Raw genomic sequence first — 18,748 nt, forward strand, 5'->3', positions numbered from 1 at the left:
ACGGACCCCACCGCATGAATGACTTCTTCTCCGCCTTCGCCGACGATCTGCCCCAGCTGCGCTCGGGCCTGTGGGTGACGCTGCAGGCCACCGTCCTGGGCGCGCTGCTGGCCCTGCTCCTGTCGTTCGTGCTCGGTCTGATGTCGATCAGCCGGCTGCTGCTGTCGCGCGGTGTCTCGCGCGTGGTCGTGGAGTTCTTCCGCGGCACCTCGCTGTACGTCCAGCTGTTCTGGCTCTACTACGCGATGCCGCCGCTGACGGGCTACGAACTGACGCCGCTGCTCTGCGGGGTCATCGCCTTCGGTCTCAACTACGGCGCGTACGGCGCCGAGGTGGTGCGCGGGGCGATCAACTCCGTGCCGCGGGCCCAGTACGAGGCGGCGGTCGCGCTGAACATGACGCCCCTGCACCGGATGCGGAAGGTGATCCTTCCGCAGGCCTGGGTGCAGATGATCCCGTCCCTCACCAACCTCCTGATCCAGCTGCTGAAGTGCACACCGCTGCTGTGGCTGATCTCGGCGGCCGACCTGATGACCGCGATCGAGAAGCTGCGCACCCGTACGGGTGAGACCCTCACCGCGTATGTGACCCTGCTGGCCTGCTACTTCGTACTGGCCTACGCGCTGACCCTGCTGATGAACCTGCTGGAGCGGTCCGCCAAGCGGCGGCTCGGCCTGGCGAGCGGCGGGGGCAGTCTGCTGAAGTCCCGCAGCGCCGTGACCGCCCCGGCTGCCGGAGGTGCCCGGTGAACGAAGGATTCGACTGGAACGCCGCGGGGGACGCGCTCCCCCTGCTCCTCCAGGGTTTCAAGGTCACCCTGCTGGCCACGGTGCTCGGGACGCTCGTCGCCGCGGTGCTCGGGCTGGCCATCGCGGTCGCCGGCCGGGCGCCCACCCGGTTCGTGACCGTGCCGGTGAAGGTGGTGATGGAGTTCATCCGCTCCACACCGCTGCTGGTCCAGCTGGTGGGCGCGGCCGCGCTGTTCACCTCGGTGGAGCCGCTGACCGTCGGCATCGTGGTGCTGGGCATCCACTACGCCACGTACACCTCCGAGGTGTACCGCGCCGGGATCGACGGGGTGCCGAAGGGCCAGTGGGAGGCCTGCCGGGCGCTGTCCATGTCGTCCCGGCGGACCTGGCAGGCCGTGATCCTGCCGCAGGCGGTGCGCAACGTGCTGCCCGCGCTCGGGAACTACGCGATCTCGATGTTCAAGGAGACCCCGTTCCTCGCCGTGATCACGGTGCAGGAGATGGTCTTCGAAGCCCGTAAGTACGGGGGTGACCACTTCGCGTACACCGAGGTGTTCACACTCGCCGGACTGATCTTCCTGGTCGCGAGCTACCCCACGTCACTCCTGATGCGAAAGCTGGAGAAGCGCCTTGGCCACTGAACCCTCCCCCCTGCAGAAGACCGCGGCCACGGCCCCCGAGGACGTCGTCACGGTTCCCGCGCCCCGGGACTCCGGACAGCCGCTCGTCCGCTTCGACAAGGTCGTCAAGCGGTACGGCGACCATGTGGTCCTCGACCAGCTGGATTTCACGGTCGACCGCGGCGAGCACGTCACCCTGATCGGGCCCAGCGGCTCGGGCAAGACCACGATCCTGCGGCTGCTGATGACGCTGGAGAAGGTCAGCGACGGCGTGATCCGGATCAACGGCGACCCGCTGACGCACATGCAGGCGCCGGACGGCTCGCTGAAGCCGGCCTCCGAGAAGCATCTGCGCGAGGCGCGGAAGAAGATCGGGATGGTCTTCCAGCAGTTCAACCTGTTCCCGAACATGAAGGTGCTCCAGAACATCATCGAGGCCCCCGTCAACGTCCTGGGCATGGACCGCGACAAGGCGGAGACCCGGGCCCGGGAGCTGCTCGACCTGGTCGGGCTCTCCGCGAAGGTCGACGCCCACCCCTCCCAGCTCTCCGGCGGCCAGCAGCAGCGGGTCGCGATCGCACGGGCGCTGGCGATGGAGCCGGAGATCCTGCTCCTGGACGAGGTGACGTCGGCGCTCGACCCCGAGCTGGTGGCGGGTGTTCTGGAGCTGCTGAGCGATATCGCCCGCAACACCGACATCACCATGCTCTGCGTGACCCACGAGATGAACTTCGCCCGGGACGTGTCGGAGAAGGTACTGATGTTCGACGCCGGGCGGGTCGTGGAGTCGGGTTCGCCGGAAAAAATCTTCTCCGATCCCGCGCACGAACGTACTCGCGAATTCCTCAACGCGGTGCTGTGACCTCGGCATCCGTCGCTCGCCATTGACTCCGGCATATGCCGGACGGGTGCGCCCCAGCTGACGGGGCCGGGGCGCCCCGAAGAGTCACCAACACCCGCCCCTCAACCGGCTCTTGGCGGCTATCGTGGTGGCAGAGCTTGCGGTCACAACCTGGTAGGGGGAAACCGTGGCGTTGAAGCCCGAACCGACCGCACCGTTCCATTCGGTGCAGTACGCCCTTCGCGTTCTCGAAACGGTCTCCAAGCACGGCAACGGTGTGACGGACACCCAGATCGCCCGGGAGACGGGCCTGCCCGTCGGGCATCTGACCTCTCTGCTGCTGACACTGCGCCGCGAGGGGTACGTCGAGCAGATCGCCGACGGCGCCTATGTCATCGGCGCCTCGCTGCTGCTCCTGGGCTCCGGTGCGGCCCGCAGACAGGCTCTGGAGGCCAAGCTCCAGGAGACGCTGGTGCAGCTGCGGGACTCGGTGGGCGCCGCGGTCTACATCAGCCGGTACGTGGACGGCGAGATCCGGGTCACCCAGTACGCCGACGGCCCGCTGACGCCCGCGGTCAACGAGTGGGTGGACTTCCGCTCGACGGCGCACGCCTCGGCGATCGGCAAGTGCCTGCTGACCCAGCTCGACCAGAACGGGCGGCGCGACCATCTCTCGCGGCACAAGATCGCCCGGCTGACGTCGCGGACCATCACCAGCGAGAAGGTCCTCTTCTCCAAGCTGGACAGCCAGCCGGCGACCGTGCCGGTGCTCGACCTCCAGGAGTACGCCGTCGGCACGGTGTGCGCGGCGGTGCCGCTGACGGCGGGTTCGTCGGCGGGCTGCCTGGCGCTGTCCCTCCCGGTCGAGGACGCCCACCGCCTGCGCGCGGCAGCAGACGCGCTGAACCGCCGTGCGGCGCCGGTACTCCTGTCACTGGCCCTGTAACCGGACGGGCCCGTCCCGCGTCGTCCTCAATCGCCGAAAATCAAGCCCGTCCGGCGATTGAGGACATCTTTCCGCGTCCTACAGCGACAGCCACACCGCCGTGTCGCGCGGCAGGATCCCCGCCTCGTCCAGCTCCGCACTGGCCAGCAGCACCCTCGCGTCCGGCGGCAGCGTCACCGGATCGCCCAGGTTCACCAGGCAGCGGAACGAACCGGCCCGGTCGAAGCACACCGTGTCCGGGCCCGCGTCCACCCACGTCACCTCCTCCGGGAGCGCGGTCAGCCGCTCGCGCCGCAGGGCCAGGGCGGCCCGGTAGAGAGCGAGGAAGGAGTCCGGGTCGGCATCCTGCGCCGACACGCTCAGCGCCGCCCAGTCCGCGGGCTGCGGCAGCCACGGCGCGGCCGCGCCCGCCGGGGAGAAGCCGAGCGAGGTCCCGTCGGCCGACCAGGGCAGCGGGATGCGGCAGCCGTCACGGCCCCGGTCCCTGCCGCCGGACCGGACGAACGTCGGGTCCTGGATCAGCGCGTCGGGGAGGTCCTGGACCTCGGGCAGGCCCAGCTCGTCGCCCTGGTACACGTACACCCCGCCCGGCAGGGACAGCGTGAGCAGCGCCGCGGCCCGGGCCCGGCGACGGCCGAGAGCCGGGTCGCTCGGGTCGCGCAGCCGCTTGTCGCCCATGTCGAACGAGGTGTCCTCGCGTCCGTAGCGCGTGACATGGCGGATGGTGTCGTGGTTGGACAGCACCCAGGTCGGCGGCGCCCCCACCGGTGCGTGCCCGGCGAACGTGGCGTCGACGACTCCGCGCAGGGCGGCCGCGTCCCACGGGCAGCACAGGAGGTCGAAGTTGAACGCCGAGTGCAGCTCGTCCGGGCGCAGGTAGCGGGCCGTCTGCTCGGCGGCCGGCAGCCAGACCTCGCCGACGAACGTCCGGTCGCCGTCGTAGGAGTCGAGGATCTTGCGCCAGGCACGGTAGATGTCGTGGACGGCGTCGCAGTCCTGGTAGGGCAGGTCGGTGATGTCGGGGTCGGGGCCGACGTCCGGGAGTCCGGGCTTCTTGGCCAGCCCGTGCGCGACGTCGATGCGGAAGCCGTCGACGCCCCGGTCGAGCCAGAACCGCAGGATGTCCTCGAACTCGGCCCGCACCTCGGGGTGCTCCCAGTTCAGATCGGGCTGCTCGGGGGCGAACATGTGCAGGTACCAGGGGCCCGCGGTGCCGTCCGCCTCGGTGACCCGCGTCCAGGCGCTGCCGCCGAAGTAGGAGATCCAGTCGTTGGGGGGCAGTTCGCCGTCCTCGCCCCGGCCGGGGACGAACCAGAAGCGCTCGCGCTCCGGCGAGCCGGGGCCCGCGGCGAGCGCGGCACGGAACCACACGTGCTGGTCGGAGCAGTGGTTGGGGACCAGGTCGACGAGCACCCGCAGGCCGTGGCCGTGGGCCTCGGTGATCAGCTGCTCGGCCTCGGCGAGGGTGCCGAAGAGCGGGTCGATGTCGCGGTAGTCGGCCACGTCGTAGCCGCCGTCGGCCATCGGTGAGGTGTACCAGGGGTTGAACCACAGGGCGTCCACGCCGAGTTCCCGCAGGTACGGAAGCCGGTCGCGGACCCCGGCGAGGTCGCCGGTGCCGTCCCCGTCGCCGTCCGCGAAGCTGCGTACGTAGATCTGGTAGATCGCGGCGTGCCGCCACCAGTGGGTCACTGAGACTCCTTGCTCGGTCAAAGGGGTGGTGCGGGCGGCCGCCGTCAGGGGCGGGCCGCCCGCACCGGACGGGGCTACCAGCCGGTGTTGCCGGTGCCTCGGGTGATCGCGAAGCCGCCCGAGGCGGAGAGCCCGCCGTCGGTGGCGCCGCTGACGGTGACGCCGGTGAAGGTGCCGGCCCCCGCGGAGTTGATCTCGATGCCGTACGAGCCGGCCCGGTCGATCTCCAGGCCGTCGACGGTGAGGGCGCTGATGTTCTTCTGCCAGCTGATGAGCAGGCCGCTGTAGGTGCTGTCGAGGATGTCGTTGTCCTTCAGCAGGACGGGTGCGGTGATGTCGGAGGAGTCGGCGTAGATCCAGAGGGCGCCGAGCTTGCTCTGCCAGTTGGGTTCGTAACCGCCGGTCCGGGTCAGGGTGTTGCGCTGGACCGACGTGGTGCCGCTGAACGGCACGGGGGCGAACCGGCTGCTGATCGCGATGCCCGCGGAGCCGGTGACCGTGTCGGCGAGGAGGTTGTCCTCGACCCGGTTGGCGTGGCCGCCGTAGATGCCGACCGTGTTGGCAAGCAGCGGGACCTGCACGGTGTTGAAGCGGAAGACGCAGTCGGTGACCGCCTGGGACTCGGAGAACATCGCGAGCCCGTCGTCGCCGGTGTTGCGGACGCTGGACTGGGAGACCTCGCTGCCGGTGGTGCCCTTGTGGAGGTTGACGCCGTCGGCGAAGGTGTCGCGGATGCGCAGCCCGGTGGCGAGGAGGCCGGTGGTGGGGGCGTCGATCCAGAGGCCGACCTTGGTGTGCTCGATCCAGAGGTTCTGCAGGGTCGAGCCGTTGCCGAAGTCGCCCTCGACGGCCGCGTCGAAGTTGGCGTCGTCGCGGTAGGAGACGTCTCCGGCGATCATCAGGTCCTGGACGTTGCTGGTGCCGCCGCGGCCGAAGAGCCCGCCCTTGCCGTCCTTGCCGCGCAGCACGCTGTACCACTGCCCGGCGCCGCGCAGATCGGCCCCGGTGAGGTCGATGTGGCCGGAGATGTCGTACGTCCCCGAGGGCAGCCAGAGCCCCTTGCCCTGCGAGGTGGCGGTGGCGAGCGCGGAGTTGAGGGCGGAGGTGTCGTCCGAGGAGTCGTCCGGGGTGACGCCGAGGGTGGTGGCGGAGACGAAGCCGGTGGCGGGCATGGTGAGCGCGGCCGGTGCGGTCTCGGTCTCGACGAGGTCCAGGGTGTAGGAGGCGGCGGTGTCGCCGGAGTCCTTCTGGAACTTCAGCACGGTGCCGGCCGGCAGCTCCCGGCCGAGCAGGGTGCGGGTCTCGTCGAAGAAGTGGTGGCCGGAGCCCTGGGAGGGGTCGTTGTTGTAGGGGTAGCCGCCGTACACCCAGCTGTACTTCGAGGTGAGCGGCAGGTCCTCGATCTCGGTGCCGTCGGCGTAGACGCTGAGCGTGGCGTCCGTGCCGGTGCCGGCCGCGTTGTCCGGCAGGGAGTAGCGCAGGGTCAGCGCGTTGGCGGGCTTCGTCAGGGTGAACTGCACGTAGTCGCCGCTGCTGTCGAGGACGACGGCCTTGCGGCCGGATGCCTCGGACGGCACGGAGAGGTAGGTGCGGTCGGGGCCGATGGTGGTGGCGTTGGTGCTGCCGCTCTCGGCCTCGTAGCCGGTGTACGGGAGGGTGGCGCCGCGGGTCGCGGAGGGGGTGGAGCCGGTGACCGTGATGCCGTCGAGCTGGTAGCCGCCGTTGTCGCCGGTTGCGGTGCGCAGGGCGACGGTGTTGAGGTCGGTGCGCAGCGGGACGTCGGTGTCGGCGGTCGCCCAGGCGCCGCCGGTGCCGGGCAGGGTGAGGCGGCGGACGGTCGTGCCGTTGGCCTGGAGGGTGGTGGTGGCCGCGGCGCTGTCCGTGGTGCGGTAGCGGACGGTCAGCGGGTAGGTGGCGGCCGCGGGGGCGTCGACGGAGAAGACGGCACGGGCCCCGGCGGTGGTGAGGCCGGCCAGGTAGGCGCTGCCCTCGTAGCCGGTGGCGGTGGTGGCCTTCGACGCGCCGCCGGAGACGAAGGCGTCCTCGGCCTGGTGGGTCAGGGTGGTGGGCCCCGGGTCGGTGGGGGTGGTGGGGGTGACCGGGGTGGCGTTGTCCAGGTTGACGTTGCCGCTGTCGGACGCGGTGAACGTCCAGGCGACGGTGTTGTCGCCCGCCTTGTAGGTGACCGCTTCCTCGTGGGTGGCCCAGGTGTCCCAGTTCGCGGTGGCGGGGAGCCCGGCCTGGCGGACCCGTTCGCCGTTGACGTACAGGCTGAGCGTCATCGTGGCGGTGGTGCCGTTGGCGTACCGGACGGCTATGGACCCGGCGCCGGCCGCCTCGGACCGCACGGTGAACGAGACCGAAGCGGAGCCCTTGTTGGCGTCGGTGAAGCCGCCGACGAAGCCGCCGCCCGTGTAGCCGGAGTGTTCGGTGGAGACGGCGGCGCCACCGGACAGCTGGGCGGACTCCGCTTCGAGCGTGGCGCCGGCGGCCTGCGCCGTCGCCGCCCCGTACAGCAGTACTCCGATCATCGACAGCAGGAGCGGAAGTACCGTCCGCAGGGCGTGGGAGCGCTTTCTTGGTGCAGGAGACACGGCTGTGTGTCCTTCCTGTGTGGGGGAATCCCGGGGTGGTGCCGAGGCGGCACGCGGCGGGGCCCGGCGGGTCAGCCCTTGAGGCTGCCGGCGGTGAGGCCCGCGATGATGTGGCGCTGGAAGATCAGGAAGAGGACGAGCAGGGGGACGGCCGCCATCGCCATGCCGGCCAGCAGCTGGTTGGCGGGCATGAACTCCGACAGCCGGTTCAGGGCCACGGTGATCGGCTGTCCGGCCTCGTCGGGGAGGACGAGCATCGGCCAGAGGAAGTCCTTCCAGACGCCGACGATCGCGAAGATCGAGACGACGGCGAGCACCGGCCGCGAGAGCGGCAGGACGACCGAGACCAGGACCCTGAGCGTGCCGGCGCCGTCGATCCGTGCGGAGTCGAGGAGTTCGGCGGGAATCTGGTCGAAGAACCGCTTCAGGATGAAGATGTTGAAGGCGTTGGCGGCGGCGGGCAGCCAGATCGCGAACGGGGTGTTGATCAGGTTCACGTGGAACAGCGGTACGTCGACGACGGTCAGGTACGTCGGCACGAGCAGCGCGGAGACCGGCAGCATCAGGGTCGCCAGCATCATGCCGAGGACCACGTTGCCCAGCAGCGGCCGGAGCTTGGAGAGCGCGTAGGCGGCTGAGACGTCGACGAGCAGCTGGGTGAGCCAGGCGCCCAGCGCGAGGATCAGGGTGTTGAGGAAGTAGTGCCCGAGTCCGACGTTGGTCCAGGCGTCGGCGTAGCTCTCGGGGTGCCAGCTCTGCGGGAGGAACGTGGGGTCGGGGTCGGCGAGTTCGGCCGACGACTTCATCGCGCCGGTCGTCATCCAGTAGAGCGGGAAGACGAAGGTGAGGGTGAAGCCGATCAGGGTGAGGACCAGCACGAAGCGGTAGAGGAACCGGCCGGTGCGGCGGTTCATCTCGGCGGGTGCGATCAGGGTGCGTACGGGGGTTTCGGCGGCCATGGTTCCTCTCAGCCCTTGGTCCGGGTCAGGCGCAGGTAGACGCCCGCGAAGAGGCCGAGCACCACGAAGAGCAGCGTGCTCATGGCGCTGGCCAGGCCGAAGTCGTTGTAGACGAAGGCGTAGCGGTAGAGCAGCAGGAGCACGGTGACGGTGGCGTCGTCGGGTCCGCCGCCGGTGAGGACGAAGGGTTCGACGAAGACCTGCATGGTGCCGATGACCTGGAGCAGCAGCGTGATCATCAGGATGAAGCGCATCTGCGGGATCGTGACGTGCCACAGCCGCTGCCGGATCGACGCCCCGTCGATCTCCGCCGCCTCGTAGAGCTCGCCGGGGATGCCGCCGAGGGCGGCGAGGTAGATCAGGGTGGTGGTGCCCATGTTGGCCCAGGTGGAGACGAGGACCAGGGAGACCATGGCGAGGTTCTCCGACTCCAGCCACTGCTGGGCGGGGAGGTGGAAGACCTCCAGGACGTTGTTGAACAGGCCGGGGCCCGGATCGTAGAACCAGCGCCAGAGCAGCATGGTGACGATCGGCGGCAGCATGACCGGCAGATAGACGGTCATCCGCAGGTAGGAGCGGCCGTGCCGCAGTTCGTTCAGGACGACGGCGGTGACGAAGGGGGCCGCGAAGCCGAAGACCAGGGCGAGCAGGGTGAAGTAGCCGGTGTTCTTCCAGGCGGTGAGGAAGAGCGGGTCGTCGATCAGCCGCTGGAAGTTGTCCAGGCCGACCCACTGGGCGGGCTGGGCGAAGGTGACCTGCTGGAAGCCGAGGAGCGCGCCGCGCACGATCGGGTACCAGGAGAACAGGGCGAAGCAGAGCACACCGGCGGCGAGGAAGAGGTAGGCGACCAGGTTCTCGCGGACCGTCCGGCGCAGCCGGGAGCCGGCGGGCCGGGGGGCCGCGGTGGTACGGGCCGGGGCGGGGGGCCCGGCACCGGCCGGGTCCCCCTGCTCCTGGCCTGTGCTCTTCGCCACGGCGGAGGAGAGCGGCTGCACGGTCATCGTCACTTCACCGTGGCGAGGACGGCGTCGGCCTTCTTCGCCGCGTCCTTGAGGAGCTGGTCGATGTCCGCGTCCTTCTTGGTCAGCACGGACTGCATGACACCGTCGAGGATCGTGTAGAGCTGCTGGGCGTTGGGCGGTTCGACCTTGGTCTCGACCTGGGCGTTGCGGTCGACGAAGGGCTGGTAGTTCTTGACCGGGGTGTTGGCGTACTGCGCGCGGATCCGGTCGGTCTCCGCCTGGGCCGCGCCGGTGAACAGCCGGGGCTGCGGGAGGCCGATCGGCACCCCGTCCTTCTTGGCGCGCTTGCTGTCGACGGCCTCGCGCTCGGGGCCGCGCAGGTACTTCCACTGCACCCAGGTGAGGCCGGCCTTGATCTTCTCCGGGGAGGCCTTCGGGTTGAACATGAATCCGTCGCCGCCGCCGAGCGTCGCCGTGCCGGGCAGCGCGGCGAGTCCGTAGTCGTCGTAGCTGCGCTCGAACTGCTTGACGATGGTGGGGATGTTGTCGGGTCCCGCCATGTACATCCCGAGCTTGCCGGCGCCCATCATCTTCTGGACGTCGGCTATCTCCAGCAGCTGGCGGGTGCCCATGCTGTTGTCGGTCCAGCGCATGTCGTGCAGCGCCTGGAGGGCCTTGTGTCCGGCGTCGCTGTCGAACGCCGCCTTCCACGTGCCGTTCTGCTGCGTGGCGACGTCGCCGCCCATGGAGTAGATCCACGAGGTGAGGTGCCAGCCGCCCTGGTTGTTCTTGCTGTAGTCGGCGTATCCGACCGTGCCGTCGCCCAGCGCGCTGATCTTCTTGGCGGCGGTGCGGACCTCTTCCCAGCTGGTGGGCGGCTTGTCGGGGTCGAGGCCGGCCTTCTTGAACAGGGCGCGGTTGTAGAGGAGGCCGAGCGAGTAGTTGCCGGTGGGCAGGCCGTACGTCTTGCCGTCGGCGTCCTTGAAGACCTTGAGCAGCGCCGGGTCGATGTCCTTGGAGAACGGCACGTCGGCGACGTACTTGCTGATGTCGGCGGCCTGGCGGCGCTGGATCAGTCCCGCGGGGTCGGTGAAGTAGACGTAGTAGACGTCCTCCAGCTGGCCGCCGGCGAGCTTCGCGGCGAAGGTCTTCGGGTCCATCTGGCCCTCGCGGGCGTCGATCCTGATCTTCGGGTGGCTCTTCTCGAAGGCTTTGACGTCCTCCATGAAGTTCTTCCGGTCGACCGGCTGGGTCTTGGCCGGCATGCCGTTGACGCTGATCGTCACGACGCCGTTCTTGTCCACGCCGGAGGACGAGGAGGGGGAACCACCGCAGGCGGTGAGAGCGAGGGACAGGGCGACGGCTGTCGCCGAACCGAGAACCTGACGCCTGCTGATGCCGGGCAAGCCATTCATGCGAATCGTGCCTTCCTGGGTGCGGGGCTGTCGGACCCCGAGCGCTTCGAGCTGCGCTGAAGGTAGAAGCCGGTTACGCAAGAAGTCAATGCATCTACGCAAGAAAGTAATGTTGTTGACCTTGGGCGGTAACGCCGCCGTGCTCAGCGGGGGCGTGCGGCGGTCGAGCCGCGGACGATCAGTTCGGTGTCGAACATCATCAGGTCGTTTGCAGTGGCGTGGCCGTCGATCTGCGCCACGAGCGCGGCGACCGCGGCCGTCGCCATGGCCTGGATGGGCTGTCTGGCCGTAGTCAGCGGGGGCTCGGTGGCCACCATGAACGGGGAATCGTCGAAGCCGACGACCGAGAGGTCGTGCGGCACCGAGAGCCCTTGCCGGCGGGCGCCCCGGACCGCGCCGAGCGCGAGCGCGTCGCTTGCGCAAACGACCGCGGTGACCCCTTCGGCAAGCAGCCGGGGCAGCGCGGTGGCCCCGCCCTCCATGGTGAACAGCGCGTGCACCACCCGCCTGCGCCAGTCGTCCGCGGCGATCCCGCGCCGGCTGCAGAAACCCGCGAACCCGGCGAGCTTGCGCGCCGACGGGACGTGCCCGAGCGGCCCGAGGATCATCCCGATCCGCTCGTGCCCCAGCGCGGTCAGGTGGTTCAGCGCCTGCTCGGCGGCGAGCGCGTCGTCCACCCTGACCTGGGCCACTCCGAGGTTCTCGTCCGCGGCGTTGAGCAGCACCATAGGCACCTTGCGCTCCCGCAGCGCCCGGCCGTGCGCGGGGCCCGCGTCGGCGTAGCTGGCGCCGATGAAGACGATGCCGCCGATGTTCTGGTCGAGCAGCATCTCGATGTAGTGCGCCTCGGAGACGCCGTCGGCGGTGCGGGTGCACAGCACGGGTATCAGTCCGCGCTTGTTGAGCAGCCCGCACAGCGCCTCGGCGAACGCGGAGAAGATCGGGTTCTGCAGGTCGGGCACGACCAGGCCGATCAGTGCGGCGCGCGGGGCCCGGTAGCGCAGCGGCCGTTCGATGCCGCACACGTCCAGCGCGCTCAGCACCGCGTCACGGGTCGTGCTCGCCACATCGGGGCTGCCGTTGAGGACGCGGCTGACCGTCGCCTCGCTGACACCCGCGAACTCGGCCACTTGGGAGAGTCGTCGTTTCGTCACGCGCTCACCCTACAAAGGTCTACGCAAAAATAAAGATCACTTACGAAAGAAACTGACTTTCTTTGACGGTCAGGGATGACCGGCTCCCGGATCAGGCGGCGTGACAGAGCGCCGCAGGGTCGGCGGGGAGCCCGTCGGGGGCGGCGATCGCGTGGACGGAGCGGGTGTCGGCCGCCGCCGCCGTGCGGGTCCGCGCGAAGACGACCAGCCGCAGCACCGCGAACCGTGCCACCCCGGCGAGCGCCGACGCGGACAGGTAGACGGCCTGTTCGAGCGCCGCGCCGGGCGCCTCCACGCAGCCCTGGAGGGCGAACATCGCCAGGCAGGTCACCACGTACGCGGCTGCCGCCGATCCGGCCGACTGCCCGTGCTGGCGCCAGGTGGCGCGTCCGCCGGCACCGAAGGTGAAGCGGGCGTGCAGTTCGGTGGCGAGCAGCGTGGAGGCCGCGGTGACCAGCGCGTTGGCCAGGGCCCAGGGGATCCAGGAGGCGAGGGCCGCAACGGCGAGGCTGGACGCGATACCCACTCCGCCCCCGCAGAGCACGAAGCGCGCGAAGGAGGCGAGGGCGCCGGGTGCTGCCGGCTGTCGCTCCTGCAGTGCTCCTGCTGTCTCCATGACCCATCCCCCTCGATTTCCGTGACGCCATAGTGGCACATCATTGGCGCCATAGCGAGCCAATAGTGGCGTCGCGTGCGCCATCACTGGCGTCACTGCGCGACACCATTCATGAAGTCGCAGGTCAGGAAGGGTTTGGGTGCGTGTCATCAGCACCCCGGAGGACCAGGTATTATTTTCGAGTCAGCAAGCGCCGCTAGCTCAGTTGGTTAGAGCAGCTGACTCTTAATCAGCGGGTCCGGGGTTCGAGTCCCTGGCGGCGCACAGACAACGCACGAGGCGGTCACCGTTCCACGGTGACCGCCTCGTGCGTTTTGCGTTGCCCTCGAAGATGTACAACTGTTTTAAACGAACGTACTAGACAAGCGTTTTACACGTTCGTATAGTCCTCGGCATGACGAACTCAGCGAGCACCACCGCCTCGGCCCCCGGCGATCTCGCCGGCCGTCGGGAGTGGACCGCATTCGTGGTCCTGCTCCTGCCGCTCCTCCTGGTCTCCATGGACGTGTCCGTCCTCTTCTTCGCGATCCCGTCCATCGACCGGGACCTCGCACCCAGCGCCACCCAGCAGCTCTGGATCTTCGATGTGTACGCCTTCGCGCTGGCCGGCCTCCTCATCACGATGGGCTCGCTCGGCGACCGCATCGGGCGCCGCAAGCTGCTGCTGTTCGGGGCGGTCGCCTTCAGCGCCGCATCGGTCGGCGCCGCCTACGCCACCAGCCCCGAGATGCTCATCGCGGCCCGCGCCCTGCTCGGCATCGGCGGAGCGACACTGATGCCCTCGACCATGGGCCTGGTGCGGAACATGTTCCGCGACGAGCGGCAGCGCGGCCGGGCCATCGGGATCTGGTCCGGCGCCATGGCGGGCGGCATCGCGCTCGGCTCGGTGCTCAGCGGCATCATGCTGGAGCACTTCTGGTGGGGCTCCGTCTTCCTGATCAACGTGCCCGCGATGGTGCTGCTGCTGGTCCTGGTGCCGGTCCTGGTACCGGAGTTCAAGGACCCGGACCCGGGCCGCTTCGACTTCCTGAGCGTGCCGCTGTCGATGGGGTCCGTGCTCCCGGTCGTCTACGGGATCAAGGAGACCGCCGCCGAGGGGATGGATCTGCGCAACGCACTGGTCATCGCCGCCGGGCTGGCCGTCGGCTGGGTCTTCGTCCGGCGGCAGCGCACCCGGACCGACGCGATGGTCAGCCGGGAGCTGTTCCGCGACCGGAACTTCGCCGCCGGGATCGGGCTGAACGCGCTGGCCGCGTTCGCCATGATGGGCTCGTCCTTCTTCACCACCCAGTACCTGCAGTCGGTCCTCGGCATGAGCACGATGGAGGCCTCGCTGTGGAGCCTGGCCCCGTCACTGGCGGTGGGCGCGGCCGCTCCGGCGGCCACGGCGATCGCCCAGCGCACCGACCGTGCCCGGGTGATCTGCGCGGGCTTCGTCATCGCAGCGGCCGGCTTCGGTGTCCTGGCCCTGTCGGGTACGGACTCGCTGGCGATCCTGCTCATCGGCGCGGCCGTGATGAGCAGCGGGATCGTCACCGTGATGGCGCTCGTCTCGGACCTGGCCCTGTCCACCAGCCCGCCGGAGAAGGCGGGTTCGGCGGCCTCGCTGCTGGAGACGGGGCAGGAGTTCGGCGGGGCGCTGGGGATGGCGCTGCTGGGTGCGGTGGCGACCGCGGTCTACACGGCGGACATGCCGGCCGCGGCCCCGGAGGCGGCGCGCAAGACGCTGCCGGGGGCGCTGTCCACCGGCGACGGCTCGCTCATCGCGATCGGCCGGGACGCCTTCGTGCACAGCATGCAGTACGCCTCGGTGGCCGGCGGGCTGCTGCTCCTGCTGGGAGCGGTGCTGGCGGTGACCCAGCTGCGGCGGGCGGCCCTGTCACACTCCCCCACCGTGTGAGGACAGCAGCTCATGACGTCCGTGCTCCTCGTACTCCCCCACCAGAGCGGCGAGTCGTTCTTCGCCGAACGGTACGTACGGACCGCCCTCCCCGTTCCACCACAACGGCCCCCCGGACCAGAATCCCTCGCGTCGCAGCCCGACCCGGTGGACCTTGTTCGTCGCCGTCACGGGCATCGATCCGACGACGCGCACGAACCGGGGGGCCATCTTCGTCCCCAGGTCGGGCTGGTCGCGGAGGAACGCGGCGAACGCCTCCGGATCGAAGCGGGCCCCCTCGCGCAGCGCGAGGGCCGCCATCACCTGGTCGCCCGCGACCGGGTCGGGCACCGCGTAGACGGCCACGGCGGCCGCGTCCGTCCAGCGGGCCAGGATGTTCTCGATCATCGCTGCGGCCAGGTTCTCGCTGTCGACCCGCAGCCGGTCCTCGGTGCGGCCCGCGAAGTACAGGAAGCCGTCGGCGTCGCGGAAGAACAGGTCCCCGGTCCAGTACCAGCCGTCGCGCACCCGGGCCGCGTCCGCCGCCTCGTTGCGCCAGTACCCCTCGAAGGGGGTACGGCCCCGGTTGACCAACTCGCCTATCGCGCGGTCCCCGTTGAGCAGCTTCCCGCCGCTGCCGAAGACCGCGGCGACCCGCTCCCGGCCCGTCTCCGGGTCGACGACCGCGAGGTCGTCGCGGTCCGCCGCCTGGCCGATCGCGCCGGGCGGGGTGTCCGGGGTCCGCTGGATCGCCGCGCCGCCCTCCGAGGATCCGTACCCCTCGACCAGCCGCACCCCGAAGCGCTCCCGGAAGCGGGCCGCGTCCACGGCACCGGCCTCCGTGCCGAAGCCGAGCCGCAGCGGGTGCTCGCGGTCGTCCGGGCGCTCGGGCGTGGCCAGCAGGTACTGCACGGCACGGCCGACATAGGTGAAGTACGTGGCGCCGTGCGCGCGTACGTCGGCCAGGAAGCCGGAGGCGGAGAAGCGCCGGCGCAGGGCGACGGCGGCGCCCGCGGACAGGGCGGGGGCCCAGTCGGCGATCACCGCGTTGCCGTGGAACATCGGCATGCAGATGTAGTGGACGTCCTCGCGGCCAGTCCCGAAGTGGTCGACGAGCGACTTCCCGGCAGCGGCGAGCCGCCCCTGGGTGCAGATCGCGGCCTTGGGCGCGCCGGTGGAACCCGAGGTGAAGTAGAGGAGCATCCGGGTCGCGGGCGCGGGCGTGTTCAGGACCGCGTCGCCCGGCCGGGCACCGGCGTAGGGGGCGAGGAGCGCGGCGTACGCGTCGGTGTCGGCGACCAGCACCCGTACGCCCGGCAGCGCCAGTCCGTCGAGCAGCTTCAGATGGGCGCGCTCGGTGACCAGCACCCGGCATTCCGTGTGCAGGATGTCGCGGGCCAGTTCGGGCCCGCGGCGGGTCGGGTTGATGCCGGCGACGGCGGCCCCGGCCAGGGCCGCCGCGCTCAACCACAGTGGGAATTCCGGGGTGTTGTCCAGCAGCACCCCGAGGTGCGGTTCACTGCCCGCGGGCAGCAGATCCGCCAGGAGCGCGGCCCGTGCGGCAGCGCCCGAGGCGACCTGGTGATGACTGAGGACGGTGCCCTCGTGTCTCAATCCGGGCCGGTGGTCGCCCCATTGGCGCTGTACGAGCTCCGCGACGGTGCCTGCGCTCCCCATGGCGCCGCACGGTAACTGACTACACGTCAGAACTGAACATCCGAGCACGAGTAGAAGGCGTTGGCCGTGTCGGCGATGTTCCAGACGCTCAGGATGATGTGCTTCCCGGTCTTCTGGGTGGGGATGGTGCCCTGCTGGGTCAGGGTGGCCGGGGGCTGCTGGTTGTTGTACGGCACCGTCATGAACGGCTGCGACTCCAGGTCGGAGCGCTTGAGCGGCTTGGTGGGGTCCCAGCCGTTCTTGGTGATGTAGTAGCGGAAGTCCGTCGTGGCGTGCCGGGCGGTGAACTGCCAGCGGAAGCTGAAGCCCTGGCCCGCGGTGACCTTGGTGGCGGGCCAGTTCCCGCCGCGCGGGTCGTCGAGCTGGGCGAACTCGCCGTGACCGCCGGAGCAGATCGCGCCGTCGGCGGGACCGGCCGCCGGGAAGCCCTTGGGGCCCTCGACGCTCTGCGGCTCCCACTGGATGTTGCCGCAGTTGGTGACCGTGCCGTTGGCACAGAGCTTCTGACGGCTGATGGGATTGTCCGTGTAGCCGTGGCTGCTGGCGCTGCTGGTAGCGAACATCGAGACGCCCGCTACCGCGAGACCGACCAGGGCCACACCTGTCTTCTTACGCATTGCTGCCGCTCCTCGGAGACGTGGGGGAGGTTCCATGAGCACTGCTGCGCGCGGTGGTGCGGTCTAGACCAAGGCCTAGATTATTGACGCGGCATGAACATGTCCAGACCAATGAGAGCGGGATTCCGTTTGCCTCCGAGGTGCGGGCCTTACGGGCTCAGGCGCCCTCCCCACCGCTGCGGCCGGTGTAGAAGGCCACCGTCAAGTCCTTGACCAGGGACTTGCGTTCGTAGTCGTCGAGCTCCACGAGGCCACGGGCGGTCAGCCGGTTGACGGTGTCGTCCACGGCGTCCACCACCGAAGTCAGCACGCTGTCGCGGTGCTTGGCGTCGATGGCCGCGATCCGGCGCCGCTGCATGGCCGCCGCCACCTCCGGCGCGTACTCGATCCCGGTCGGCTGGGCCGAGTACACCTCGATGCCGACGGGCTCGCAGTCCGCCTTCAGCATCCGGGTCAGCGCGTCACCGACCGCCTCCGCGTTGCGCAGGGTGTGCGCGTCCTCGTGGAAGGCGTCGGCGGGCAGCTGGGACAGGACCCGTGCCATGGCCGCCTCGACCTGCTCCCGCAGGTACTCCTCGTGGTCCTCGATGCCCAGCGTCGCCCGCACGGTGTCCTTGACCCGCCACACGACGAGGACGACGACCCGCAGCGCGGTGCCGTTGGCGTCCATCGCGGGCAGCGGCTCGCTGCGCCAGTGCCGCAGGCGTACGTCGATCCGGCGGCGCAGCAGCAGCGGGCTGACCCACATCAGCCCGGTCCGCCGCACGCTGCCGCGGTACTGCCCGAAGAGCGTCAGCACCCATGCGTACCCGACCCGGCCCCGGCTCAGACCGCCGAGCGCGAAGAGCACCACGGTCGCCAGCAGCGCGAGCGCCGCCCAGGCGCCCATGCCGAGCCCGTCGTACGGGCGCGGCCCGAGACCGGCCCGGGCCAGCAGCCGGGCGGGCACCGCCCCGGTCCACCACAGGACCCCGCCGGCGGCGGCGATCCCGCCGAGCCCGGTGAGGAGCGCGACCCACCCGGGCAGTGCGGGGCCTGGACGCTCGTGGAGCTTCGGGTCGGCGACCGGGGCCGGCCTGGTCGAGGGCCGCACCTGCGGTGTCCGCGGCACCGGCGGCCTCCGGACCCCGGCCTGCTCTCCCCCGACGGCCCTGCGCACGACGGTGGCGGGCAGCGCGGTGACGTCCGCGCCGGCCTCGGGCTCGTCGCGGAAGAGCAGGTGCACGGGGATGGAGGCGGTGCGTTCGTTGGCGATGACGGCCTGGTGCCGGCCGGTGTCGGTGCGGGGGTCGGTACGGATGTCGGCACGGATCTCGGCGGTGTCCTCGCCGGTGAACACCGACAGGGACGGGGCGGACACGACGGAGGCGGACACGGGGACGGACTCGGACGCGGATGCGGGGGTCTCGGGGGCGGCCGCTCCGGCCATCACCAGCATCCCCGTCTCGGCGACGGTCGCCCGCGCCGCAGCCTCCGGGTCCAAGCCGGATTCGCCTCCGGAACCGCCGCTGGGATCAGCGCCTGCCGAGGGACCGGACTCCGGTGCGGGGGCGGGCAGCAGGCCCGAGGCGCTCGGACTGTCCTCGACGAGTGGCCCCTCGGTGCCGGATGCGTCGGCCGGGTCGTCCTCCCCGTCGGCCCGGGCAGCCGGGCCCGGGACCGACACCGAGGCCGAGGTCGCGCCGAAGCCGGAGCCCCCGCGCTCGCGTTCGCCCTCGCCCGGCACCAGGTCGAGCACGAGGTCGACGACGGAGTCCGGCCCGGCGGCCGGAGGTGCGTCGGGCTCACCCGACACGCCCGGCTCGTCCCCCACCGCCCAGCCGCCGGCCGCACCGGCCCGCTCGTCCGCCGCGGCCCAGGCGTCCGTCACCCGGCCCGCCCCGTCCGGCCCCACCCACTCCCGTACCGGGACCGCCCCGTACCTCTCCTCCCCGTCCTTCTCCTCCCGGTACTCCGGGTGGCTGTCCGGGTTCTCCGGGTTCCCGGAGCTGTCCGACACCGTGGATCGCATTCCCGCCTCCGTCATG

The 18,748-nt window shown here is 70.5% G+C and carries 15 protein-coding genes and 1 tRNA gene; 6 read left to right on the forward strand and 10 right to left on the reverse strand.

Annotation, left to right across the window (positions count from 1 at the left end; all coding sequences use genetic code 11):
- Positions 1–14: 14 nt before the first annotated feature.
- The 4 genes from ehuC (at position 15) to OG408_RS14335 (ending at position 3,156) form a co-directional block, all read left to right on the forward strand.
- Positions 15–749: an ectoine/hydroxyectoine ABC transporter permease subunit EhuC gene (gene ehuC, locus OG408_RS14320; RefSeq protein WP_285563680.1), complete on the forward strand. Its 735-nt coding sequence runs from the start codon at positions 15–17 to the stop codon at positions 747–749.
- Complete coding sequence (gene ehuD, locus OG408_RS14325; RefSeq protein WP_266779102.1) at positions 746–1,390, forward strand: ectoine/hydroxyectoine ABC transporter permease subunit EhuD; 645 nt, start codon at positions 746–748, stop codon at positions 1,388–1,390. Before ehuC ends, ehuD begins: the two co-directional genes overlap by 4 nt.
- Complete coding sequence (gene ehuA / locus OG408_RS14330) at positions 1,380–2,231, forward strand: ectoine/hydroxyectoine ABC transporter ATP-binding protein EhuA (RefSeq protein ID WP_266779104.1); 852 nt, start codon at positions 1,380–1,382, stop codon at positions 2,229–2,231. Before ehuD ends, ehuA begins: the two co-directional genes overlap by 11 nt.
- Positions 2,232–2,397: 166 nt before the next feature.
- Positions 2,398–3,156 carry an IclR family transcriptional regulator gene (locus OG408_RS14335; RefSeq protein ID WP_266779106.1) on the forward strand — a complete coding sequence of 253 codons (759 nt, stop codon included), beginning with the start codon at positions 2,398–2,400 and terminating at the stop codon, positions 3,154–3,156.
- Positions 3,157–3,234: 78 nt separating this feature from the next.
- Here OG408_RS14335 and OG408_RS14340 read toward each other — a convergent pair whose 3' ends face one another.
- The 7 genes from OG408_RS14340 to OG408_RS14370 form a co-directional block, all read right to left on the reverse strand.
- Positions 3,235–4,848, reverse strand: coding sequence for a glycoside hydrolase family 13 protein (locus OG408_RS14340; protein WP_285563681.1), 1,614 nt, complete (start codon positions 4,846–4,848; stop codon positions 3,235–3,237).
- Positions 4,849–4,922: 74 nt separating this feature from the next.
- Positions 4,923–7,442, reverse strand: coding sequence for a glycosyl hydrolase family 28-related protein (locus OG408_RS14345; RefSeq protein WP_326670170.1), 2,520 nt, complete (start codon positions 7,440–7,442; stop codon positions 4,923–4,925).
- A gap of 71 nt (positions 7,443–7,513) precedes the next feature.
- A complete protein-coding gene (locus OG408_RS14350) occupies positions 7,514–8,401 on the reverse strand; it encodes a carbohydrate ABC transporter permease (RefSeq protein WP_266779126.1) in 888 nt (295 codons plus the stop codon).
- An 8-nt stretch (positions 8,402–8,409) separates the two neighbouring features.
- A complete protein-coding gene (locus OG408_RS14355) occupies positions 8,410–9,402 on the reverse strand; it encodes a carbohydrate ABC transporter permease (RefSeq protein ID WP_326670172.1) in 993 nt (330 codons plus the stop codon).
- A gap of 2 nt (positions 9,403–9,404) precedes the next feature.
- Complete coding sequence (locus OG408_RS14360; protein WP_285563684.1) at positions 9,405–10,778, reverse strand: extracellular solute-binding protein; 1,374 nt, start codon at positions 10,776–10,778, stop codon at positions 9,405–9,407.
- 143 nt (positions 10,779–10,921) lie between these two features.
- Entirely contained in the window at positions 10,922–11,932 is a 1,011-nt protein-coding gene (locus tag OG408_RS14365) for a LacI family DNA-binding transcriptional regulator (RefSeq protein ID WP_266779132.1), read from the reverse strand.
- 91 nt (positions 11,933–12,023) lie between these two features.
- On the reverse strand, positions 12,024–12,548 hold the full coding sequence (locus OG408_RS14370) for a hypothetical protein (RefSeq protein WP_285563685.1): 525 nt from the start codon (positions 12,546–12,548) through the stop codon (positions 12,024–12,026).
- Positions 12,549–12,738: 190 nt separating this feature from the next.
- Here OG408_RS14370 and OG408_RS14375 point away from each other — a divergent pair.
- A tRNA-Lys gene (locus tag OG408_RS14375) sits at positions 12,739–12,812 on the forward strand.
- Between the two features lie 130 nt (positions 12,813–12,942).
- Positions 12,943–14,448: an MFS transporter gene (locus tag OG408_RS14380; protein WP_266779136.1), complete on the forward strand. Its 1,506-nt coding sequence runs from the start codon at positions 12,943–12,945 to the stop codon at positions 14,446–14,448.
- On the opposite strand, the gene OG408_RS14385 is transcribed toward OG408_RS14380, so the two are convergent.
- The 3 genes from OG408_RS14385 to OG408_RS14395 all read right to left on the reverse strand — a co-directional run bounded on the left by OG408_RS14385 (position 14,428) and on the right by OG408_RS14395 (position 18,732).
- On the reverse strand, positions 14,428–16,104 hold the full coding sequence (locus tag OG408_RS14385; RefSeq protein WP_326670176.1) for an AMP-binding protein: 1,677 nt from the start codon (positions 16,102–16,104) through the stop codon (positions 14,428–14,430). The two genes, OG408_RS14380 and OG408_RS14385, sit on opposite strands and share 21 nt — an antisense overlap.
- 26 nt (positions 16,105–16,130) lie before the next feature.
- Complete coding sequence (locus tag OG408_RS14390; RefSeq protein ID WP_266779140.1) at positions 16,131–16,721, reverse strand: lytic polysaccharide monooxygenase auxiliary activity family 9 protein; 591 nt, start codon at positions 16,719–16,721, stop codon at positions 16,131–16,133.
- A gap of 157 nt (positions 16,722–16,878) precedes the next feature.
- Positions 16,879–18,732: an SPFH domain-containing protein gene (locus tag OG408_RS14395; RefSeq protein ID WP_326670179.1), complete on the reverse strand. Its 1,854-nt coding sequence runs from the start codon at positions 18,730–18,732 to the stop codon at positions 16,879–16,881.
- Positions 18,733–18,748: the final 16 nt, after the last annotated feature.

This window comes from Streptomyces sp. NBC_01257 (genome assembly GCF_035917255.1).
GTDB lineage: Bacteria > Actinomycetota > Actinomycetes > Streptomycetales > Streptomycetaceae > Streptomyces.